The 21430-nt window shown below is 72.7% G+C and carries 16 protein-coding genes and 1 pseudogene; 7 read left to right on the forward strand and 10 right to left on the reverse strand.

What is annotated here, in order from left to right:
* Positions 1–211 precede the first annotated feature (211 nt).
* A complete protein-coding gene (locus tag AC061S_RS13560) occupies positions 212–1633 on the forward strand; it encodes an IS4 family transposase (protein WP_478686223.1) in 1422 nt (473 codons plus the stop codon).
* Positions 1634–1641: 8 nt separating this feature from the next.
* Here the strand turns inward: AC061S_RS13560 and AC061S_RS13565 are convergent, their stop codons facing one another.
* Both AC061S_RS13565 and AC061S_RS13570 read right to left on the reverse strand, forming a co-directional pair.
* Positions 1642–2619 carry a hypothetical protein gene (locus AC061S_RS13565; protein ID WP_478686160.1) on the reverse strand — a complete coding sequence of 326 codons (978 nt, stop codon included), beginning with the start codon at positions 2617–2619 and terminating at the stop codon, positions 1642–1644.
* A 1081-nt stretch (positions 2620–3700) separates the two neighbouring features.
* Entirely contained in the window at positions 3701–3871 is a 171-nt protein-coding gene (locus tag AC061S_RS13570; RefSeq protein ID WP_478686161.1) for a hypothetical protein, read from the reverse strand.
* Positions 3872–4358: 487 nt separating this feature from the next.
* On the opposite strand from AC061S_RS13570, the pseudogene AC061S_RS13575 reads away from it, so the two are divergent.
* Positions 4359–5253, forward strand: a pseudogene (locus AC061S_RS13575) (penicillin acylase family protein); the annotation flags it as partial.
* 58 nt (positions 5254–5311) lie between these two features.
* Here AC061S_RS13575 and AC061S_RS13580 read toward each other — a convergent pair.
* From AC061S_RS13580 to AC061S_RS13590, 3 genes are all read right to left on the reverse strand, one after another.
* On the reverse strand, positions 5312–6451 hold the full coding sequence (locus AC061S_RS13580) for a calcium:cation antiporter (protein ID WP_478686162.1): 1140 nt from the start codon (positions 6449–6451) through the stop codon (positions 5312–5314).
* A 136-nt stretch (positions 6452–6587) separates the two neighbouring features.
* The gene (locus tag AC061S_RS13585; protein WP_478686163.1) at positions 6588–8141 is read right to left on the reverse strand and encodes an acyl-CoA synthetase; all 1554 of its coding nucleotides are present in this window, start codon (positions 8139–8141) and stop codon (positions 6588–6590) included.
* A gap of 20 nt (positions 8142–8161) precedes the next feature.
* Positions 8162–9268 (reverse strand): nitronate monooxygenase, encoded by a 1107-nt coding sequence (locus AC061S_RS13590; RefSeq protein ID WP_382968637.1) that lies wholly within the window; start codon positions 9266–9268, stop codon positions 8162–8164.
* 145 nt (positions 9269–9413) lie between these two features.
* On the opposite strand from AC061S_RS13590, the gene AC061S_RS13595 reads away from it, so the two are divergent.
* A complete protein-coding gene (locus AC061S_RS13595; RefSeq protein ID WP_478686164.1) occupies positions 9414–11375 on the forward strand; it encodes a serine hydrolase domain-containing protein in 1962 nt (653 codons plus the stop codon).
* A gap of 33 nt (positions 11376–11408) precedes the next feature.
* Here AC061S_RS13595 and AC061S_RS13600 read toward each other — a convergent pair whose 3' ends face one another.
* Positions 11409–12005, reverse strand: coding sequence for a TetR/AcrR family transcriptional regulator (locus AC061S_RS13600; RefSeq protein ID WP_478686165.1), 597 nt, complete (start codon positions 12003–12005; stop codon positions 11409–11411).
* 78 nt (positions 12006–12083) lie between these two features.
* Here AC061S_RS13600 and AC061S_RS13605 point away from each other — a divergent pair, with 78 nt between their 5' ends.
* On the forward strand, positions 12084–13238 hold the full coding sequence (locus AC061S_RS13605; RefSeq protein ID WP_478686166.1) for an FAD-dependent monooxygenase: 1155 nt from the start codon (positions 12084–12086) through the stop codon (positions 13236–13238).
* An 82-nt stretch (positions 13239–13320) separates the two neighbouring features.
* Positions 13321–13764 carry a nitroreductase family deazaflavin-dependent oxidoreductase gene (locus AC061S_RS13610; protein WP_478686167.1) on the forward strand — a complete coding sequence of 148 codons (444 nt, stop codon included), beginning with the start codon at positions 13321–13323 and terminating at the stop codon, positions 13762–13764.
* A 17-nt stretch (positions 13765–13781) separates the two neighbouring features.
* Here AC061S_RS13610 and AC061S_RS13615 read toward each other — a convergent pair whose 3' ends face one another.
* From AC061S_RS13615 to AC061S_RS13625, 3 genes are read right to left on the reverse strand one after another with little or no spacing between them, the layout of a single operon-like run.
* Positions 13782–15356 (reverse strand): phytoene desaturase family protein, encoded by a 1575-nt coding sequence (locus tag AC061S_RS13615; protein WP_478686168.1) that lies wholly within the window; start codon positions 15354–15356, stop codon positions 13782–13784.
* Positions 15353–17527 carry a serine/threonine-protein kinase gene (locus AC061S_RS13620; RefSeq protein ID WP_478686169.1) on the reverse strand — a complete coding sequence of 725 codons (2175 nt, stop codon included), beginning with the start codon at positions 17525–17527 and terminating at the stop codon, positions 15353–15355. The genes AC061S_RS13615 and AC061S_RS13620 overlap by 4 nt, the downstream gene beginning before the upstream one ends.
* Positions 17528–17561: 34 nt before the next feature.
* Positions 17562–18470 (reverse strand): oxygenase MpaB family protein, encoded by a 909-nt coding sequence (locus tag AC061S_RS13625; RefSeq protein WP_478686170.1) that lies wholly within the window; start codon positions 18468–18470, stop codon positions 17562–17564.
* A gap of 187 nt (positions 18471–18657) precedes the next feature.
* Here AC061S_RS13625 and AC061S_RS13630 point away from each other — a divergent pair, with 187 nt between their 5' ends.
* Complete coding sequence (locus AC061S_RS13630) at positions 18658–19398, forward strand: SDR family NAD(P)-dependent oxidoreductase (RefSeq protein ID WP_478686171.1); 741 nt, start codon at positions 18658–18660, stop codon at positions 19396–19398.
* A gap of 61 nt (positions 19399–19459) precedes the next feature.
* A complete protein-coding gene (locus AC061S_RS13635; protein ID WP_478686172.1) occupies positions 19460–20020 on the forward strand; it encodes a hypothetical protein in 561 nt (186 codons plus the stop codon).
* A 160-nt stretch (positions 20021–20180) separates the two neighbouring features.
* Here the strand turns inward: AC061S_RS13635 and AC061S_RS13640 are convergent, their stop codons facing one another.
* On the reverse strand, positions 20181–21371 hold the full coding sequence (locus AC061S_RS13640) for an acyl-CoA dehydrogenase family protein (RefSeq protein ID WP_478686173.1): 1191 nt from the start codon (positions 21369–21371) through the stop codon (positions 20181–20183).
* Positions 21372–21430 lie beyond the last annotated feature (59 nt).

The following is a 21430-nucleotide window of genomic DNA, read 5'->3' on the forward strand; positions in this document are numbered from 1 at the left end:
CTGTCGGCTTCCCGCAGAGGTCAAGCGTTGGTGATATCCGCAGGGCGGCTGCGTGGCAGGGGCGTTTCAAAGTCAATGCCGGGAAGATAGGGCTGTGAGCAGGCTGTCAAGCCGTTGGGGGAAGTTGATGTAGGGCGGAGGATCTTGGCGTAGGACGGGAGTCGACCAAGATGCCGTACCTGCGGGAGCTGTGTTGCCCACTCAATCTGACGTGCCCACCTGCGCTGATTCCGGCCGAAGCGCGTTCGCGGCCGGGCATCTTGGGGAGCTGATGCAGATCATCACGCCGGCCGTGGTCGACGAGGTGCTGAGGGCGACGCGTCCGGTGGAGAGGCGGGTCCGAAAGCTACCGTCGCGGGTAGTGGTGTACTTCGTGCTGGCCATGGCTCTCTTCCCTCGCGAGGGGTACCGCGGTGTGTGGGCCTCGCTGGTCGCAGGCCTGGCAGGGGAGGTCTGCGATCCCTCCGCCGCCGCGTTGCGCCAGGCCCGCCGCCGGATAGGGCCTGAACCACTCGCCCTGCTGTTCGACCAGCTCAAAGGCTGCACGGCCACAGCGGAGACCCTCGGCGCGTGGTGGCGCGGGCTGCGCACGGTGGCCTGGGACGGGACCACCCTCGAGGTGGCCGACAGCCCGGCCAACGCCGCGTTCTTCGGCTACTACCAGTCCCGTCGAGCCTCGACGTATCCGCTGGTCCGGCTCACCGCTCTGGTCGAATGCGGGACCCGGGCCCTGGTGGACGTGGTGACAGGGCCTGTCACCGAGAGTGAGAAGAGCCAGGCCCAGCAACTCTGCGGGGTACTGCGGCCGGGCATGCTGCACTTGGCCGATCGCGGGTCCGACGGCCTGGAACTGATGCGGCAGGCCGCCGGCACGGGGGCGCACCTGCTATGGCGGATCAACACCGGCCGCATCCTGCCGGCCGTCGAGGTGCTCGACGACGGAAGCTGGCTGTCCATGGTCTCCACGCCCACCGGCCGCAACCAGCTGGTGCGCTGGGTTGACCGCGACCGACGTCGCGGGATGGCTCCCCAGGTCCATGGTGTCGCCGTGCGGGTCATCGAAGCCGACATCACCGTGGCCGATCGGGCCACGGGTACCTCGCGCACCAGCCGCTTGCGCCTGGTGACCACACTTCTGGACCACCACCGTTACCCCGCAAGCGAGTTGGCCGCCCTGTATCACGAGCGATGGGAGGTCGAGACCGCCTATTACGGGCTGAAGGTCACCGCACTCGGCTCGGGAACCGTCCTGCGCTCCCACCACCCGCGCGACGTCTTCCAAGAGCTGCTCGGACTGTTCATCGTGTTCCAGGCCGCCCGGCTCACTGCGGCGCAGAGCGCCACGGCAGTCGGTCTCGACCCGGACCGGATTTCACTGACCGTCACACTCCGTACCGCCCGCCACACCGTGATCAACGCCGACCTGGCGCCCCACGCACAGGTCGGCACGACACCGCGCATCACCGCTGCCACCCTCAACCCCCGAGCTCTGGGGCCCAAACAGCGGCGTCCCCGGATACTTCCCCGCCGCGTGAAACGCAGCCAATCCAAGTTCGCCTACAGCGAGACCAGGAACGACAAGGCACTACAGAGAGCAACAACAATCACTGTGACACCCTGCCCCAGCCCTTGACAGCCTGCTCACAGCCCTATCTTCCCGGCATTGACTTTGAAACGCCCCTGGGCTGCGTGGCGGGGTGGTGGTGAAAAAGGCGCGCAAGGGCTGGTCGATGTGCTGTTCGGAGTTCGTGCCTTGTGCAGCGGGGGTGCGAGGTCATCGGTGTCTGAAGGGGTCAGGATCAGCCAGCGAAGGATGACCTGCAGGGTGAGGAGTCTGAGGGTGCGCAGTTCCTCCAGCTTCTTCTCCTCCGACTGATCTTGGAACACGTCGCCGTGGACGTAGGTGGAGCGGGCCTTGTACGCGCGGTGGACAAGGGTGTCGGTTCGTACCTGTTCGGCGGGGGTGAGGAAGAGGGTGGCAGCGCGGGACCGAATGTTGCGGGCGATGCCTCCCCCGTCGATGTCGTCATTGGGGCTGATGAGGAGGGCTTCAAGGGCGATGACGTAGTCGAAGTGCAGCTCGTCGGTCTCCACCTCCCAGACGCCATAGTCATTCTGCGTGCGTTGGTAGGCGGCGAGGAGATGTCGGGCGGCGCGTTCGAGGCGTCGAGCGCGCAGTCTGGGGATGCGCCTCTGGTGGTGCACGCCGGTCATGACGGCGTCGATCTTGGCCGAGATCGCAGTGCAGAAAGAGGTCAGGGCCAGGAGGTGCGCGGCCGGTACGTGAAACTCGCCGGTGTCACGGACCTCGAACTCCTCCTCTCTTCCGTGGCGGTCTGGGTAGACGCGGATCGTGACGGGGACGGCTGCGGGGTTCAGATCGAAGCGGCGGCCTCGCGCGACTGTGAAGACCGAGTCGACCCGGAGAAGATGCGGGTCCCAGAGCATCAGAGGGAGAAGAGCCTGCCAGTGCTTGGCTTCCGCCCGCGGGCCGGTGAAGTCGAACCACCTCGGGCGGCGGGTGACCACGTGGTCGGGATCGGCAACGTGGAGGAACGGTGCGCCGTTGAGCAGGTGGAGATCGAGGCTGCCGGGCTTGAGGGCGCTCAGGGCCGGCATCGGAACTGTCTGGAGGAGTTCGTCTGTGGTAAAGGTCTGGGGGTGTGCCGCCCCAGTGAAATCCGGGTTCCTTGGAGAAAGGTGCCGTTGAGGAGAAGCCATCGCTCACTGGTGCCGGATGGGTGCAGAGGCAACGAAGCTGTCCGCGACCTCGGACACGGGGACGGCTGCGCCTTGGGCGATCAGGCGTGTTGCTTCGCCGAGGCCCGACTCCCCCAACACGGTCCGGTAGTTCGGTATCCAGTCCCGTCGACCTTGGCGTAGAGGTCGCGGTGCTCTTCGCTAGGCGCGGCGGCGGACACCGCTTCCTCCAGGGCATCCCACTCTGGCAGGACAGCCAGTGACACGTCGGTGATGGCCTGAGGCGTAGGCGGCAGACGGCGCGCATGCTCAAGCCACAGCAGAGCGGCTTCGCGCAGGGGGAGGTCCTTGCTCATACTCGTGAAACTAGCCGCTCGGGTTGCTTTGAAGCAGCGGTTTCTCCGCAACAGGCTTGCGTCGGCGGGTAGCGGCCTTGGGCATACCCGGCGCCGTGCCCCGCCATGGCGGCGCACGGTGCACTCTCTGACCGGGCAAGTTGACCGATTGAGCCCGTCCTATCCGGGCAGTCCGCCTCGTTCGTCGAGCACGCGCACGGGGCCGGCCAGGGCCTCGACCTCCCCCCTTCGCCGATGTGCCGCCCCTCCTGCACACCGACAGCATGGACATACCCGTGCTGTTCCGCGACAGCCCGGCGGCGCGTCCCTTCAAGCAGTGGCGCACCGCGAAGCCGTTGCCGAGGCAAAGGCGGTTACGGGCGACACCTGGATGCCGACACGGAGTCGGTTGTCCAGGACGGGCTGGCTACGGTGGTGGAGCGTCGCCGTGGCCCCCGACCGCCGGGTTTCCGGCGAAGAACGGCTGGTACTTGCCCACCACTACCTCCTCGCGCGTGATCAAGCGGCGGTGAGCCAGGCCCGGTAGGCGCTGGCGAGGTCGTCGTCGCGGCGTGTGCCGCGTTCGATGCAGGAGATCGCCGCGGCCAGACGCCGAAGTGCTCGGCGACAGTGGTGAGGGTGAGGTTCTTCGCCTGACGTGCCGGTCAGAGGTCGGAGCCGTCCGGGACGGTGACCGGTGTGGTGATGTAGCGGAAGATCTCCCGGGCGATAGCCCACTTGAGCAGACGGATGATCTCCTTCTTCGTGCGCCCGGCCGTGGTCTGCCGGGCGACGTACTCGCGGGTTCGCCTCGCTGACCTGCTCGCACCGCTCAACGGTGTACGTTGTCCGGGCCCCACCAGCCAGGAACTCGGGGACGGGGCCGGGATTGCCAGACGCGTGCAACGATGGCGTGTCCGCGTACCGCGCGCACTTGCTGTTCGCCGTGGATGGCGTTGAGGATGATCAGGCCACAGGTTAGGGCGGGTACGAACCACTGGGCGTAGGAGAGGTGCTGTTCGGCCAGGCTGGTGTCGAGCGGATGCCTTGACCAGGACCTGCTGCCGCAGTGCTGGACGTCGACAGAGCCCTCGCTCCCGCAGAAACAGACGGCCCTCCTTCGAGGTTCTTCGGGCACGATGCCCGAAACCCGAGGACGTCGATCCCGAGCGGTTGGAGCGCGTGGCCCGGCTCAAGGCGCAGTATCTCGCGGTCAAGCCGGACTTCGACTCGCGTGTGGCTGCCTACTGGTCCAAGTAGCAAGAGATATTCGCCCCCGACGGACTGCGGACGTGCAACCCAAGGGTGCTCACGGACTTCGGCAACTCCAACGACAGCGCCTGGCTGGCCAACGCGGAGCAGCCGCTCACCGGCTACGAGCGGATCTGGGGCAATGTCGGAACCCCGCGCTCGCTGCGCACCCGGGGCGCCCAGGAGGGCGTCTCCGCGATGGCCGCCCGGGGCGGGCTGACGGTCGCGGACCTGCAGGAGCAGCAGTTCGCGAACCGGGTGCCGGCCGGTGATCTGGCGGCGGCCGACGCGGCGAAGGCCTGCGCGGCCCTGCCGGGTGGGACGGCCACCGGCACCGACGGGGCCGTCGTGGACGTGTCGGCGGCCTGCGGGGTGCCGGCGGCCTGGGACCGCACGGCCGACAGCGCGAGCCGCGGCGCGCTGCTCTTCGACCGGTTCTGGCGCAAGCTGACCGCGGACACGGCGGCCAGGGACCTGTGGCTGGTGCCCTTCGACGCGGCCGATCCGGTACGGACGCCCCGCACGCTCAACCGGGCGGCGCCCGGCATCGGGCGGGCCCTCGCCGACGCGGTGGCGGAGCTGGGGAAGGCGAGCATCGCGCCGGACGCCCCGCTCGGCGAGCACCAGTTCGTGGTGCGCGGCGGGCAGAAGCTGCCGGTGGGCGGCGGAACCGAGGCCCTGGGCGTCTGGAACAAGATCGAGGCTCCGTGGAACGCGGCCGGCGGCGGCTACCCGGAGGTCCTGCACGGCTCCAGCCACATCCAGGCGGTCGGCTGGGACGGCGGCCGCTGCCCGGTGGCGCGCACCCTGCTGACGTACAGCCAGTCCTCGAACCCGAACTCCCCGCACGCGGCCCGACCAGACCCGGCTCTTCTCCGGGGAGCGCTGGGTGAAGGCACGGTTCTGCGAGCGGGACATCCTCACCTCGCCCGGGCTGAGGGTGGTCTGGCCGCGCGAGCGGCACTGACCTGCGCCGCGACCCGTACAACAGGCCTCCAGTGCCTGTCGTACGGGTCGCGGCGCGCTCAGGGGCTGACGGCGAGGAAGAGGTACGCGGCCAGCAGCACGAGGTGCACGCCGCCCTGGAGCAGGGTGGCGCGGCCCGGGACGATGGTGAGGGCGCTGACGACGACGGTCAGCGCGAGCAGCACCATGTGGACGGGTTCGAGCCCGAGCACCAGCGGCCCGGAGAGCCAGATCGAGGCGAGCGCGATGGCCGGGATGGTCAGGCCGATGCTGGCGATGGCCGAGCCGTAGGCGAGGTTGAGGCTGGTCTGCACGCGGTCGCGGCGGGCCGCGCGGACGGCGGCCAGGGTCTCGGGCGCCAGCACGAGCAGGGCGATGATCACGCCGACGACGGCGTAGGGCAGGCCGAGGTCCGCGACTCCCCGTTCGATGGTCGGCGAGACCGCCTTGGCGTTTCCGACGACGGCGACGAGCGCGACGAGCAGCAGCCCGAGGCTGATCAGGGCGGCCCGGGCGGTGGGCGGCTCGGCGTGCTCGTCCTCTTCGCCTGCGGCCGCCGCGGCAGCGGCCTGCGCGGCCTCCTTGCGGATCCGCTTGGTGTCGACGGGCAGGAAGTAGTCGCGGTGGCGGACCGTCTGGACGGCGACGAACAGCCCGTAGAGGGCGAGCGAGGCGGTGGCGGCGAAGGCGAGCTGGGCCGTGGAGAACTCGGGGCCGGGCTTCGTCGTGGTGAAGGTGGGCAGGACGAGGCTGAGTACGGCGAGCGTGGCGACGGTGGCCAGGGCCGCGCCCGAGCCTTCGGCGTTGAAGACGGCGACGCGGTTGCGCAGGGCTCCGACGAGCAGGGACAGGCCGACGATGCCGTTGCACGAGATCATGACGGCGGCGAAGACGGTGTCCCGGGCGAGGGAGGAGGTCTTGTCCCCGCCGTCGGCCAGCAGGGTGACGATGAGGGCCACTTCGATGACGGTGACGGCGACGGCGAGGACCAGCGAGCCGAAGGGTTCGCCGACCCGGTGCGCGACGACCTCGGCATGGTGGACCGCCGCGAGCACCGCACCGGCCAGGCAGAGGGCCACCAGGGCCACGGCGAGCGAGGGCAGGTCGCGTCCCCAGCTGAAGACGAGGGCGACCAGCGCCACCACGGGGACCAGGACGGTCCAGTCGGCCAGGGGGGATCTATGCGTTGCCGTACTCATATCAGCCAACTTGCCAGAACTGTCCGGCCTGTGCGGTCGAACAACCCCCTTCACGCCCCTGACGTGGCACTTCTCACGAAACTCCGGGCGTGGCGGACGGATGGGACGGGCCGGCCCCGCAGGGCCGGCCCGGTCCTCACATCGCGCGCTCGTGGCCCTCCCAGTACGGCTCGCGCAGCCGGCGTTTGTACAGCTTGCCGTTGGGGTCGCGCGGCATCGTCTCGATGAAGTCCACGGTCTTGGGCCGCTTGTACCCGGCCAGTTGCCGCTCGCAGTGGTTCAGGATCTCCGCTGCCAGCGCGTCGCTCGCCGCGAAGCCCTCGGCGGGCTCGATGACCGCCTTGACCTCCTCGCCCCAGGAGGGGTGCGGGATGCCGAAGGCGGCGGCGTCCGCGACCGCCGGATGGGTGAGCAGCGCCGATTCGATCTCGGCCGGGTAGATGTTCACCCCGCCCGAGATGATCATGTCGATCTTCCGGTCGCGGAGGAAGAGGTAGCCCTCCTCGTCCATCAGGCCGAGGTCGCCGACGGTGAAGAAGTCGCCGATGCGGTTCTTCTTCGTCTTACCCTCGTCCTTGTGGTAGCTGAAGCCGCCGGTGTTCATCTTGATGTAGACGGTGCCGAGTTCGCCCGCGGGCAGCCGCTCGCCGTCGTCGTCGAAGATGGCGAGCTCGCTGATCGGCCAGGCCTTGCCGACGGTTCCCGGCTTCTTCAGCCAGTCCTCGGCCGTCGCGAAGGCGCCGCCGCCCTCGCTCGCCGCGTAGTACTCCTCCACGCACCCGCCCCACCAGTCGATCATCGCCCGCTTGACGTGGTCGGGGCAGGGCGCGGCGCCGTGGATGGCGTGCCGCATGGAGGAGACGTCGTACGCGTCCTTCGTCTCCTGCGGGAGCGCGAGGAGCCGGTGGAACTGGGTCGGGACCATGTGGGTGTGCGTGCAGGCGTGCTCGTCGATCAGGCGCAGCATCTCCTCGGCGGTCCACTTGTCCATCAGGACCAGCGGGTGCCCGATGTGCAGGGCCGCGGCTGCGAACTGCAGGACGGCCGTGTGGTACAGCGGCGAGCACACGAGGTGGACGTTGTCGTCGAAGGCGCGGATGCCGAAGATGCCGAGGAAGCCGCCGAGGTACGTCTCCTCCGGGAGCTTGCCGGGCAGCGGACGGCGGATGCCGCGCGGCCGGCCGGTGGTGCCGGAGGTGTAGTTCATGACCCAGCCGAGCGTGCGGTCGGCTGGGGCGGTGTCCGGCTGGCCGTCGAGCAGTTCGCCGTACGAGCGGAAGCCCGCGACCGCTCCGACCGCGTACCGCCGGCTCGCGGGCAGGCCCGCCTCGTCGGCCGCGGCGGTCGCGGCGTCGGCGAAGCGTTCGTGGGCGATCAGGACCTTGGCCCCGGAGTCGGAGACGATCCAGGCGATCTCGGGGCCGACGAGGTGGTGGTTGACCGGGACGAGGTAGAACCCGGCCTGGGACGCGGCGAGGTAGGCGGTGAGGAACTCGACGCTGTTGGGGAGGACGACGGCGAAGACGTCGCCCCGCTCCAGGCCGGCGGCGCGCAGGCCGTGGACGAGGCGGTTGACGTCGGCGTGCAGCCGGGAGGCGGACCAGGCCTCGCCCTCCGGGGTGACCAGGACGGTCCGGTCGGGGTCGGCGGCGGCCTGGGCCCAGAAGCCGTTGGGGGGCGTGTCGGTCATCTTGTCCACTCCTCTGATGCTCAGGCCCGGCCGGCGATGCGGGTGATGCGGTCGATGGCGCGCTCGAAGCCGCTGGTGAGGTCGTCGAAGACGGCCTGGACGCTGCGCTCGCTGTTCATCCGGCCGACGATCTGCCCGACGGGGGTGCCGAGCAGCGGCTGGATCTCGTACTTCTGGATGCGGGACACGGCCTCCGCGACGAGGAGTCCCTGCAGGGGCATCGGCAGCGCGCCGGGGCCCTCCGGGTCGTCCCACGCGTCGGTCCACTCGGTGCGCAGTTGCCGGGCCGGCTTGCCGGTGAGGGCGCGGGAGCGGACGGTGTCCCCGGAACCGGCGGCGAGCAGCTTCTCGGTGAGGGCGCGGGAGTGCATGTCCGCCTCGGTGGTGGTCAGCCACAGGGAGCCGAGCCAGGCGCCCTGGGCGCCGAGGGCCAGTCCGGCGGCGATCTGCTCGCCGCTGCCGATGCCTCCGGCGGCGAGGACCGGGAGCGGGGCGACGGCCTCGACCACCTCGGGCACCAGGACCATGGTGGCGATGTCGCCGGTGTGTCCGCCCGCCTCGTAGCCCTGGGCGACGACGATGTCGATGCCGGCCTCGGCGTGCCGGCGGGCGTGCTTGGCGCTGCCGGCGAGGGCGGCGACGAGGACGCCGTGCTCGTGGGCGCGCGCGATGACGTCTGCGGGCGGGGAACCGAGGGCGTTCGCCAGGAGTTTGATGGGGTAGTCGAAGGCCACGTCGAGCTGGTTGCGGGCGACCTGCTCCATCCAGCCGGTGATGCGCCAGCCGGAGGCCTCGCCCTCCGGAAGTTCGGGTACGTGGTGTTTGGCGAGGGTGTCGCGGACGTACTCCCGGTGCGCGGCCGGGATCATCGCCTCGATGTCGGCCTCGCTGACGCCGTCGACGGCCTTCTTCGCGGGCATGACCACGTCGAGCCCGTAGGGCTTGCCGTCGGTGTGCTCCTGCATCCAGTCGAGGTCGCGCTTCAAGTCGTCGGGGGCGGTGTAGCGGACCGCCCCGAGCACCCCGAACCCGCCCGCGCGGGTGATGGCAGCGGCCACCGCCGGGAAGGGCGTGAAGCCGAAGATGGCGTGCTCTATTCCAAGTTTTCTGCTCAGCTCCGTCTCCATGGGCGGCAGGATGCCGCAGCCCGGCCGCCGAGGGAAGGGGTTTTCTGATGCAGCGTCAGATTCTTTGTCGGCCGGTCGCCGCGGGGCCCGCGTCGTGAGCGGGCAGATACTCGGGAGGGCACGGCGGTGGACGGGAGGACCGGTCATGAAGACACGACGGGCAGCCGGGAACGACGGTGACTCGAAGGGCTCCGGCACGACCGGCCCGACGACGCCGGACGCCGGCGCCAGCGGGCCCGGGGCGAACGGCAGCGGGCCCGGGGCGGATGACCCCCGGCCCAGGGCGGATGACCCCGGGCCCAGGGCGGATGGCCGCGCCGGAAGCGGGCGCGTGCTCTCCCGGCGGCGGCTGGGCGCGCGGCTGCTGGCGCTGGGCGGTGTGCTCGTACTCCAGGCGGCGCTGCCCGGGTCCGCGGGGGCCGCCGGGGGGCCGGCCGAGCGGCGTGCGCTCCAGGGCCTGCGGCTGCGGTACGGGTCCGCCCGCCAGGCGGGGCTGTTGGAGAAGCACCTCGAAGGAGTGGCGGACGAGGCGCGGCGCTTCCTCGGCCCCTCCCCCGAACACCCCTACTACGCCGGGGCCGTGGTCCTCGCCGGCCGGGGCCGCACCGTGGCGCTGCACCGGGCGATGGGCGACGCCGTCCGGTACTCCGACTACGACGGCCGCACGGACCGGGTCCGGGAGTTCCCGGCCGCCCAGCGGATCGCGATGGCCGAGGACACGGTCTTCGACCTGGCGTCGCTCTCCAAGCTGTTCACCTCGTTGCTGGCCGTCCAGCAGATGGAGCGCGGACGGCTGGAGCTGGAGGCTCCGGTGAACCGGTACCTGCCCGAATTCACGGGCGGGGGCAAGGAGTCGGTCACCGTACGCCAGCTCCTCACGCACACCTCGGGGCTGCGATCCTGGGCCCCCTTCTACCAGGAGCCGACCCGGGCGGGTCAGTTGCGACTGCTGTGGTCGGTGAGGCCGCAGGAGACCCCGGGGACGGTCTACCGGTACTCCGACCTCAACCTCATCGCCCTGCAACTGCTCTTGGAACGGATCACCGGTCACACACTGGACCTCCTGCTCCACGACGAGATCACCGCTCCACTCGGGATGCACCGCACTCGCTTCAACCCACCGCTCTCCTGGCGCCGGGTCACTGCCGCCACCGAGGTCCAGCGCCCGCCCTGGTCCGGGCTGGACCGCGGGCTCGTCTGGGGCGAGGTCCACGACGAGAACGCGCACGCGCTGGGCGGCGTCGCCGGCCACGCAGGGGTCTTCGGCACCGCCTGGGACCTGGCAATCCTCGCCCGCACCCTCCTCGACGGCGGGGTCTACGCCGGCAAGCGCATCCTGCGCCCCGCCTCCGTCGAGCTCCTCTTCACCGACTACAACACCGCCTTCCCCGGCGACGACCACGGCCTGGGCTTCGAGCTCTACCAGCACTGGTACATGGGCGCCATGGCCACCCCACACTCCGCCGGCCACACCGGTTTCACGGGCACCTCCCTGGTCCTGGACCCCTCCACGGACTCCTTCCTGATCCTCCTGGGCAACTCCGTCCACCCCGTGCGGACCTGGCGCGCCGGCAGCGCCCCCCGCGTCGCCGTCGGCAACCGCTTCGCCCGCGCCGTCCCCGTCCGTACGAGGCACGGCGGCCCCGCCTGGTACTCCGGCATGGAGACCGGCGGCTCGGGCACCCTGACCCTCCCGCCGCTCACCCCCTCCACCGGCTCCGCCCGGCTGCGCTGCGCGCTGTGGTGGGACACCGTGCCGGGCGCGGGAGCCCTGCACGTGGAGGCGTCCGCCGACGGGCAGACCTGGGAGCCGCTCCCCTTCACCACCGTCCGCACCACCGGCGGGGCCGCCGAACAGTGGCCGCAGGGCACCGTCTCCGGCTGGTCGGGGCGCATCTGGCACCGCCTCGAAGCCCCGCTCACCGCCTGGGCGGGCCGCGAGGTCCGCCTCCGCTTCCGCCACACCGCCCAGGGCCGCTACGTGGGCCGCGGCGCCTACGTCGACGTCCTGCGCGTCTCGGAACCCTCCCACCTCCTCTTCGCCGAGGACCGCCCCGCGGACGCCGCGCGCATCGAGGCGACGGGCTGGTCCCGCTCGGCGGACTGAAGGCCGCACGCGCCGCAGAAGCTCAGGCCTGGCCTAGGCGAGGGCCGCGTCGATCATCCTGCGGGTCACGGAGGTCAGTTCGGCCAGGTCCGGTGCCGGGCGGGAGCGGGCGAGCGCGCCCGCGAGGCGGTCGTAGAGGAGTCCGTCGGCCCACGCGACCAGGAGTTCGGCGGACTCGCCCGGCCGGGCGGCGCCGAATGCCGCGAGGATCCCGGCGGCCCGGTGCCGCGAGCCCTGTCCGGCCCGGTGGAGTTCCGTCGCCAGCTCCGGGTTCCGCGCGGCCTCCAGGCTCAGCTCGAAGCGCGCCAGCTGGCGGGCCCGTCCCACGGTCAGCCACCGGTACAGCAGCGCGGCGAGCGCCGCGGCGGCGGCGTCCCGGTCCGCCGGTGGAGGTGCGGGCGTGGGGCCCCCGTCGAAGTCGCCGAGGTCCAGCTCGGCCAGCCGTGCGTAGCAGGCGCCGATCAGCGCCGTCCTCGTGCGGAAGTAGTACGAGGTGGAGCCGGCCGGCAGCCCGGCCGCGCCGTCGACCGCCCGGTGGGTCAGACCCCGCAGCCCGGCCGCGGCCACCAGGTCGATCGCGGTGTCCGCGATCAGGGTCCGGCGGTCGCTTCCAGGTTCGGGGGAGTGCATGCCCGTCACTCTACAGGTGTAGAGTGACGGGCATGCCTCTACACCTGTAGAGGCATGGGGACGGGGAAGGGGCTGCCAATGACTCGACGTCATGCGGTGGTGGCGGGTGCGGGGATCGGCGGACTCTCCGTGGCGGTGGCCCTGCACCGGCGCGGTTGGGACGTCACCGTCTGCGAACGCGCGCCGGGGCCGTCCGCCGTCGGCGCGGGAATCGTCCTCGCCCCCAACGCCCTGAGCGCCTTCGACGCCATCGGCTTCGATGCCGTCGGCGCGACGGGGCACGCCGTCCCGGCCGCGATGGACCTGCGCCGCCCCGGCGGCCGCCGGCTGAGCCGCGCCGACGCGGCCGCGCTGACCGCCCGCTACGGCCGGCCCCCGCTCGCCGTGCACCGCACGGCCCTCGCCGCCGCCCTGGCCGCCGCGCTCCCCCAGGGCGCCCTCCGGTACGGCACGGCGGTGACCGCCGTCGACGACGCGGACGGCAGTCCGGTCGTCCACACCTCGGCCGGCGGCCTCACCGCCGACGTGGTCATCGCCGCCGACGGCATCCACAGCCCGATCCGCCGCCAGTACTTCCCGGCCCATCCCGGCCTGCGCTACAGCGGCGAGACCGCCTGGCGGACCGTCCTCGCCGCCGACGGCCCGCCCGTGCGCGCCACTGCCGAAACCTGGGGCCGCGGGGAGCGCTTCGGCGTCGTCCCGCTCGCCGACGGCCGCGTGTACCTCTACGCCACCGCGGTCGTCCCCGAGGGCCACCGGCCCGCCGACGTCCGCACCGAGCTCCTGCGCCGCTACGCCACCTGGCACGACCCGATCCCCGGCCTGCTGGAGCGGATCGACCCGGCGGCCGTGCTCCAGCACGACCTGTACGACCTCGCCGCCCCGCTCCCCCGCTTCCACCAGGGCCGGCTGGCGTGGCTCGGCGACGCGGCGCACGCCATGACCCCCAACCTCGGCCAGGGCGGCTGCCAGGCCGTCGAGGACGCCGCCGTCCTCGCGCACCTGCTGGACGGGGCCGACGTGCCGGCCGCCCTGGCCGCCTACAGCGCGGCCCGCTGCGCCCGCACCGACGCCCTGCGCATCCGCTCCCGCCGCGCGGGCCGGGTCGCCGCCCTCACGCACCCCCTCGCCGTGGCCGTCCGCGACCTCGCCGTCCGCGCCACCCCGGCCCGCGCGGCCCGGCGCGCGCTGGACGACCTCTTCACCTTCGACGGGCCCGCGCTTCCGAACTAGGGCGGAATGCGCCGTGCCCTGTGGCGGTGCCGCTCGTTGTTGTGGTTCGTTGACCGTTCAACACGAAGGCAGGCGAAGCCATATGACCGACATCGACTGGGACAACCCGATCGACCCCAAGCCGGGCTGGACCCTGGATCACGTCAAGCTGTACGTCGGTTCGGGCGGGACCGAGGGGCAGTACTGGAACAACACCCAGACCCTGCTGCTCACCACCATCGGCCGCACGTCCGGGAAGCCGGTGCGGACCCCGCTCATCTACGGCGAGGACGGCGACCGCTACCTCGTCGTCGCCTCCAAGGGCGGCGACCCCGCGGACCCGCTCTGGTACCGGAACCTCACCGAGCACCCCGAGGTCCGGGTGCAGGTCGGCCCCGAGATCCGGCAGGGCGTCGCGCGGACCGCGACCCCCGAGGAACGTGCGGAGTTCTGGCCCCTGATGGTGAAGCACTGGCCCTCGTACGACGAGTACCAGACCAAGACCAGCCGGGAGATCCCGATCGTCGTGATCGACCCCGTCGGCTGACGGGGCGCCGGGGCGCGTCAGTGCCCCAGTACCGCCATCGCCGCGTTGTGGCCGGGGACCCCGCTGACGCCGCCGCCGCGGACGGCCCCCGCGCCGCACAGCAGTACGTTGCGGTGCGCGGTCTCCACGCCCCAACGGCCGCCGCCCTCCTCGGAGTAGGGCCAGGACAGGTCCCGGTGGAAGATGTGCCCGCCGGGCAGGCGCAGTTCGCGCTCCAGGTCGAGCGGGGTCTTGGCCTCGATGCACGGGCGGCCGTCGGCGTCGAAGGCCAGGCAGTCGGTGATCGGTTCGGCCAGGTGGGCGTCGAGCTGGGCGAGGGTGGCGGCGAGCAGCACCTCCCGCGCCCCCTGGTTGTCGTGTCCGAACAGCCGCGCCGGGGTGTGCAGTCCGAAGAGGGTCAGGGTCTGGTAGCCCTGCTCCGCCAATTCGGGCCCCAGGATCGTCGGATCCGTCAGCGAGTGGCAGTAGATCTCCGAGGGCGGCACGGAGGGCAGTTCGCCGGACGCGGCCTCCGTGTGGGCCCGGGCGAGCTGCTCGTAGCCCTCCGCGATGTGGAAGGTGCCGCCGAAGGCCTCGCGCGGGTCCACGGAGGTGTCCCGCAGCCGGGGCAGACGGCGCAGCAGCATGTTGACCTTGAGCTGGGCCCCTTCGGGGGCGGGCTGCGCCGGTTCCTCTCCCAGGAGTTCGGCGAGCGCTCGCGGCGAGGCGTTGACGAGCACCACCCGGCCGGCGACCCGCCCCTCGCCCGTGGCCGTACGGAAGGTCACCTCGGCCGGGGCCGTCGTGCCGTCCGTGTCGATGCGCAGCGCCTCGTGGCCGGTGGCGATCTCCGCACCGGCCGCCAGCGCGGCCGCGGCCAGCGCCTCGGTGAGCGCGCCCATGCCGCCGACCGGTACGTCCCAGTCACCGGTGCCGCCGCCGATGACGTGGTAGAGGAAGCAGCGGTTCTGGGCCAGGCCCGGGTCGTGGGCACCGGCGAAGGTGCCGATCAGTGCGTCGGTGAGGACGACACCGCGCACCAGGTCGTCGGTGAACTCCCGCTCGACGGCCCGTCCGATCGGCTCCTCGAAGAGCATCCGCCAGGCCGCCCCGTCGTCGAGCCGCGTCCGCAGCTCCGCGCGCGTGGGCAGCGGCTCGGTCAGTGTCGGGAAGAGGCGTTCGGCGGCCCGCCCGGTGGTCCCGTAGAAGGCGCGCCAGTTCTCGTACTCCCGGTCCGAGCCGGTCAGCCGCGCGAAGGACTCCCGGGTGCGCGCCTCGCCGCCGCCGACCAGCAGTCCGCCGGGGCGTCCGGCGCGCTCGACGGGGGTGTACGAGGAGACCGTGCGCCTGCGCACCTCGAAGTCCAGCCCGAGCTCGCGCACGATCTTCGCCGGAAGCAGCGAGACGAGGTAGGAGTAGCGGGAGAGGCGGGCGTCGACGCCCGGGAACGGCCGGGTGGACACGGCGGCCCCGCCGGTGCGGCCGAGCCGCTCCAGGATCAGGACCGAGCGGCCGGCCCGGGCCAGGTAGGCGGCGGCGACGAGGCCGTTGTGGCCCCCGCCCACGATCACCGCGTCGTACACGTCGTGCCCGAAGCCCCGCGAGGTCGTCATGGCTCTTGGTAACACACCTGGCCCAGCCGCTCCAGACAGTGCGCCTCGTCGGCGTGGGCGGCGACCGTGTCCGGATGGCCGTCGCCCAGCGACCGCTCGCGGATGCCGGACAGTTCCCGGTAGACCGGCAGCGCCTGGTCCCAGCGGCCCAGCCGGCCGAGCCCCACCGCGAGTTCGCGGCGGCTGACCAGGGTGTCGGGGTGTTCGGCGCCGAGCGTGCGGGCCCGCGCCTCGCCGACCTGGCGGGCTTCGGCCACCGCCTCCTCCCAGCGCTCCAGGCGCCCGAGGTTCACCCCCAGGACGTGCCGGGCCCGCAGTGTCTCCGGGTCGGCGGCCCCGTAGGCGCGGGTGCGGTCGCGGACCAGGTCCCGGAACAGCTCCAGGGCCTCGGCCGAACGCCCGGTCCGGCCGAGCGCGATCCCGGCCTCGTAGCGCGCTGCGAGCGTGTCGGGGTGGTCGCGGCCGAGCACCCGCTCCCGTACGGCCGCGATGTGCCGGAAGGCCTCCAGGGCCTCCTCCCAGCGTTCCAGGCGGCCCAGCGCGTACGCCACCTCGTACCGGGTCAGCAGCGTGTCCGCGTGCTCCGCCCCCAGGACGGCCGCCCGGTCGGCGGCCACCTCGGCGGCGGCGGCGTGGGCCTCGGCGAAGCGGCCGAGTGCGCCCAGCGCGCAGGCCAGGTTGTGCCGGCAGCGCAGGGTGTCGGGGTGGATCCGGCCCACGGTCCGCTCCCGGGCGGTGAGCACCGCGCGGTAGCCCTCGTACGCCTCCTGGTGGCGGCCGAGCAGGCCCGTCTCGTACGCCGCCTCCTGCCGCGCGGCGAGGGTGTCCGGGTGGTCGGCTCCGAGCACCCGGGCGCGTCCTTCGGCGACGGCCGCGTACCCGGCGAGGGCCTCCTCGGTACGGCCGGCCCGGCTGAGGGCGAAGGCCCGCGTATGGCCGGCGTCGAGCGCGGCCGGGCCCGAGGGGGCGGCGCCGGGACCATGGGGGAACCCGTAGGCGGCGGTGAGCCGGGGGTCTTCCGCCGGACGCGGGCGTACGACGGCGGGCGCGGCCGGGGCCGGAGCGCCGGAGGGCGGCACGGCTCGGGGGGCGGTGCCGGTGGAGGCGCCGGTGGCAGCAGCGGCAGGGGTGCCAGGGGTGGCTCCGGCCGCCTTCGGGTGCTCCCCGCTCGGGCGCACGGCGGTCCAGGAGCCGGTGAGGACGGCCCACTCCCCGCTGGCGGGGCGGGACTCCAGGCCGGCCTTGCGTCCGGCGGTCATCCCGTCGGCCCACCCGGGCAGCGGCGGGTGCGCTCCGGTCGCCGCGCCGGGGCCGAGCCGGGCCTCGACCAGCTGCCGGTGCAGGTGGCGGGCGTCGCCCGGCCGGTCCTCGGGGCATTTGGCGAGCAGGTCGAGCACCAGCCGCTCGAAGGAGGCCGGCAGTTCGGGGCGGTGCTCGCGCGGCGGCACGGGCGCGGTGTCGCGGTGGCCGACCAGGACGGACCAGGAGTCGCCGAGGTCGAAGGGCGGGGCGCCGGTGGCGATCTCGTACAGGACGCAGCCGAGGGAGTAGAGGTCGCTGCGGTGGTCCACCTCGCCGCCCGCGATCTGCTCGGGCGACATGTAGTGCGGGGTGCCCATGGCCATGCCGCCGCCGGTCAGTTTCGCGGTGAAGCCGATGTCGGCGGCCAGCCGGGCGATGCCGAAGTCGCAGATCTTCACCGTGCCGTCGGTGAGCCGCATGATGTTGGCGGGCTTCAGGTCGCGGTGCACGACGCCCTGCTCGTGGGTGTAGCCGAGGGCGGCCGCCATCTGCTCGGCGATGTCGACGACCACGTCCACGGGGAGCGGGCGCGCGTCGTTGTCCTCCAGGAGCTGGCTGAGGTTGCGGCCCTCGAGGAGTTCCATGACCAGGTAGAGGGGGCCGCCGGCCGCGCTGTCGTCGCCGAAGTCGTGGACGACGGTGACGCCCCGGTGCTGGAGGGAGGCGGCGACGCGCGCCTCGCGGCGGAAGCGCTCGCGCAGCACCTGGGTGAAGTGGGTGTCCTGCTCGGGCCCGATGGGCTTGAGGCATTTGACGGCGACCTGCCGGCCCAGCGACTCGTCGCGGGCCCGCCACACCTCGCCCATGCCGCCGCGGCCGATCAGATCGAGCGACCGGTACCGGCCGTGGATCAGTCTGGACTCCGCCATGTTTTGAAGTCGCCCCCGTGTGTCGCCCTGCGTCCTACGCCCTCCCCGGCCGGTCCAGTATGGCCGCTGATGTACGCAGTGTGTACGGCGCGGGGCGGCTCCCGGGGCCCAGGCGGCGCATCGCTTTCAAGATGTGACCTGGAGGCAGCTTCCAGCGCAGACCTGCGGGAATGCTGCGCAGCAGGCTACCGGTGAGACGCAGGCGGCGGGTGACGCTGCGCGGGGCCGGTGCGGGGCGGCCGTACAGCTGGTGCGCCCAGCCGGGGAGGGATCCGTAGGCGAGGGCGGCGAGCGGGCGCCACACCAGGTTTCGGCCAGGGACGAGGAGGGGGTGGATGGGCGGGGTGCACAGGAAGGCGTCGACGGCGCGGGCGTCGGGTCCGGCGGCGAGTTCGGGGCGGATCCGCTCGAAGTAGGCGGCGAGGGACGCCGTGTCCCCGGGTACCCCGGACGGGTCGAGGCCGACGAGGCGGGCGTTGACGCGGTTCTCCGCCACGTAGCGGTCGGCCTGTGCGGGGGTGAGCGGGACCCCGGAGCGGCGCAGGACGTGCAGGAAGCTGTCGATCTGGGCGCAGTGGATCCAGAGCAGCAGTTCCGGCTCGTCCACGCGGAACCGTGTGCCGGTGGCCGGGTCGGTCGCCGACAGCATGGTGTGGATCTTGCGGACGCGGGCGCCGGCCCGTTCGGCGGCCTCGGTGGTTCCGTAGGTGACGGTGCCGACGAAGTCGGCGGTGCGCAGCAGCCGGCCCCAGGCGTCGCCCCCGCCGTTCTCCCCGCTGAAGGCGGTGCTGTTCTCCATGACCCCGCGGACCGCGCGCGGGTGCAGGGCCTGGAGGTAGAGCGCGCGGACCCCGGCGATCCACATGACCGGGTCACTGTGGCACTGCCAGGTCACGGAGCCGGGGCCGTAGAGCCCCGGATCGGGGCCTCCGCTCTCGTCCATGTCCGGCTCCTCCCCCGTCGCTCGCCCTGCTGCGCACCGTTCGGGCCGCATGGACCCTGCGGATCCCGCGGACCCCGCGGGCCCTTCCAGCATTCCACCGAACGGCAGCACGCACGCCCGCGCGCGCCACTAGGCTTTCCCGCCGGCGGACCGCACCCGCCTCCCCTCGGGACGCGGAGGCACGGTCATGCGTACGGGACAGCTCGAAGGGCAGGTCGCCGTCGTCACGGGCGGTTCGGCCGGCATCGGCCTGGCGACGGCCCGGCGGTTCGTGGAGGAGGGCGCCCGGGTCTTCGTCACCGGCAGGCGGCCGGAGGAACTCGCCGCGGCGGTCCGCGACCTGGGCCCGCACGCCGTGGCCGTACCCGGTGACGCGTCCCGCGTCGCGGACCTGGACCGGCTCTACGCGGCGGTCGCGGCCGCGGGCTGCGAGGCGATCGACGTGCTGGTGGTGAACGCGGGCGGCGGCCCGCCCGGCGGCTTCGCCGAGTTCACCGAGGAGCAGTTCGACGCCACCGCGGACCTCAACTTCCGGGGCGCCTTCTTCACCGTCCAACGGGCCCTGCCGCTGCTGCGCGACGGTGCCTCGGTCATCCTCCTGGGCTCGGCCGCCGGCTCCTCGGCCTCCACCCGGTACGGGGTGTACGCCGCCACGAAAGCGGCCGTACGGTCCCTCGCGCGCAGCCTGGCGCTGGAACTCGCCGGGCGCGCCATCCGGGTCAACACGCTCAGCCCCGGCCCGATCGACACCCCGGCCCTGGCCGGCGCCCCGGCACCCGTACGCGAACGGGCCACCGCCGGAGTCCCGCTCGGCCGGGCCGGACGCCCCGAGGAAGTGGCCGCGGCGGCCCTGTTCCTGGCCTCGCGGGAGAGCAGCTTCATCACCGGCATCGAACTCTTCGTGGACGGCGGAGCCGGCCAGGTCTGAGCCTCTTCGCGGTGGGCGGCCCGACGACCTCGGACTGCTCGTCTCGTACCTGGAACTGTGCGTGCGGGCCGACGGGTGGACGTACCCGTGGCGCACCCGGGAGGCGGGCCGGCTCAAGGAGCGAATAGCCGAACTGGCGCCGCCCGGGTCTCCCGAGGCCGCCCGGGTGGAGGACGCGCTCCGCTGGGCCGGGCGGGGCTATGGGCAGGACCTGCGGGAGAAGACGGCCGGCGCGCGGGCCGATCGGGCGGCTCTGGCCTCCTACGGCGACGATGTCGCCGAAGCGCTGGAGCGGGGCGGCCGGGAGCCCGGCCATCCCGAGGACCTGCGGGCCGCCGAGGTGACCGCCGCGCTGGAACTGCTGGCCGGCCCGTGGCGGGCACCGCTCCGGCTCATGGTCCGGCACCGGGTGGCCGCGTACGTCGCCGCCTTCGTGCTGGTCCTCGCCACGAACAAGGCGCTGGTGCTGAGCGGGGCCGTGTCCTACAGCGTGTGGGGCTGGATCTGGTGCGCGCCCCTCCTCCTGGCCGATGCGAAGCTCAGGCAGGCCCGGCGGCTGGCCCGGCAGCGGGTGATCGGCGCGATGGAGGCCCGGCACGCCGAGACCGCCGCCGCGGGCTAGCCCGCGGCGGCGGGGCCGAAGGCCGTCGGGGTGATGCGGGTGGCGGCCGCCGGGGAGGCCGTCGGCGCCCCGGGCTCGACGCGGCGCCTGATCGGTGCCCGGTCGGCCGCTTACCCGGCCGGACGGCCGGCCGGGAGCGACAGCGAGTTTCGGCCGCCGGTCAGCGGCGTACGCGGGGCATGCCGAGGCCGATCCAGGAGATGATCTCGCGCTGGATCTCGTTGTTGCCGCCGCCGAAGGTGAAGATGACCGCGCTGCGGTAACCGCGCTCCAGCTCCCCGTGCAGGACCGCGCCCGCGGAGCCGTCCTTGAGGGAGCCGGCCGCGCCGACCACCTCCATCAGCCAGGCGTACGCGTCCCTGCGCGCCTCGGAGCCGTAGACCTTGACGGCGGAGGCGTCCTGCGGGGTGAGGTTTCCGTCCTGGACGGCGTTGACCATCTGCCAGTTCAGCAGCTTCATCGCGTCGAGGCGGGCGTGGGTGCGGGCGAGGCGGCCGCGGACCCAGGAGAGGTCGATGACCCGGCGGCCGTCCGCGAGCTTGGTCTCGGCGGCCCAGCGCTGGACGTCGTGCAGGGCGCGGATGGCCATGGTGCCGTGGGCGGCGAGGGTGACGCGCTCGTGGTTGAGCTGGTTGGTGATCAGCCGCCAGCCCTTGTTCTCCTGGCCGACGCGGCGGCTCGCGGGCACCCGGATGTTCTCGTAGTAGCTCGCGGTGGTGTCGTGCGAGGCGAGGGTGTTGATGAGCGTGCAGGAGTATCCGGGGTCGGAGGTCGGCACGAGGAGCATGGTGATGCCCTTGTGGGCCGGGGCGTCCGGGTCGGTGCGCACGGCGAGCCAGACCCAGTCGGCGGTGTCGCCGTTGGTGGTCCAGATCTTCTGCCCGTCGACCACGTAGGTGCCGGTCTCCTCGTCGCCCTCGCGGACGGCCTTGCACTTGAGGGCGGCGAGGTCGGTGCCGGCGTCGGGCTCGCTGTAGCCGATGGCGAAGTCGATCTCGCCCGCGAGGATCTTGGGCAGGAAGTACGCCTTCTGCTCGTCGGTGCCGAACTGCATGATGGTCGGCCCGACGGTGTTGAGGGCCATCAGCGGCAGCGGTACGACGGCCTGCGCCGCCTCGTCGAAGAAGATGAACTGGTCCATGGGCGACATCCCGCGGCCGCCGTACTCCTTGGGCCAGCCGACCCCGAGCCAGCCGTCGGCCCCGAGCCGGCGGATGGTCTCCCGGTAGAAGCGCTTCTGCCCGGCCGGGTCCTCGTACCGGGCGTAGACGTCGTCCGGGATCAGCTCGGCGAAGTAGGCGCGCAGCTCGGTGCGCAACCGCTGCTGCTCAGGCGTGTATTCGAGGTGCACGGCCCCTCCGGGTCTCTCGTGGCTCAAGGTCGCGCGGCCGTCCGCCGCCGCCGCGGGGG

This window comes from Streptomyces sp. CA189, assembly GCF_056428985.1.

Excerpts from the sequence above, each read along its gene's own strand:
- AC061S_RS13625 (WP_478686170.1), bottom strand. The coding sequence starts at position 18,470 with ATGGACGAGAGCGGAGGCCCCGATCCGGGGCTCTACGGCCCCGGCTCC.
- AC061S_RS13585 (WP_478686163.1), bottom strand. The coding sequence starts at position 8,141 with ATGACCGACACGCCCCCCAACGGCTTCTGGGCCCAGGCCGCCGCCGAC.
- AC061S_RS13590 (WP_382968637.1), bottom strand. The coding sequence starts at position 9,268 with ATGGAGACGGAGCTGAGCAGAAAACTTGGAATAGAGCACGCCATCTTC.
- AC061S_RS13610 (WP_478686167.1), top strand. The coding sequence starts at position 13,321 with ATGACCGACATCGACTGGGACAACCCGATCGACCCCAAGCCGGGCTGG.
- AC061S_RS13600 (WP_478686165.1), bottom strand. The coding sequence starts at position 12,005 with ATGCACTCCCCCGAACCTGGAAGCGACCGCCGGACCCTGATCGCGGAC.
- AC061S_RS13595 (WP_478686164.1), top strand. The coding sequence starts at position 9,414 with ATGAAGACACGACGGGCAGCCGGGAACGACGGTGACTCGAAGGGCTCC.
- AC061S_RS13565 (WP_478686160.1), bottom strand. The coding sequence starts at position 2,619 with ATGCCGGCCCTGAGCGCCCTCAAGCCCGGCAGCCTCGATCTCCACCTG.
- AC061S_RS13615 (WP_478686168.1), bottom strand. The coding sequence starts at position 15,356 with ATGACGACCTCGCGGGGCTTCGGGCACGACGTGTACGACGCGGTGATC.
- AC061S_RS13605 (WP_478686166.1), top strand. The coding sequence starts at position 12,084 with ATGACTCGACGTCATGCGGTGGTGGCGGGTGCGGGGATCGGCGGACTC.
- AC061S_RS13620 (WP_478686169.1), bottom strand. The coding sequence starts at position 17,527 with ATGGCGGAGTCCAGACTGATCCACGGCCGGTACCGGTCGCTCGATCTG.
- AC061S_RS13630 (WP_478686171.1), top strand. The coding sequence starts at position 18,658 with ATGCGTACGGGACAGCTCGAAGGGCAGGTCGCCGTCGTCACGGGCGGT.
- AC061S_RS13580 (WP_478686162.1), bottom strand. The coding sequence starts at position 6,451 with ATGAGTACGGCAACGCATAGATCCCCCCTGGCCGACTGGACCGTCCTG.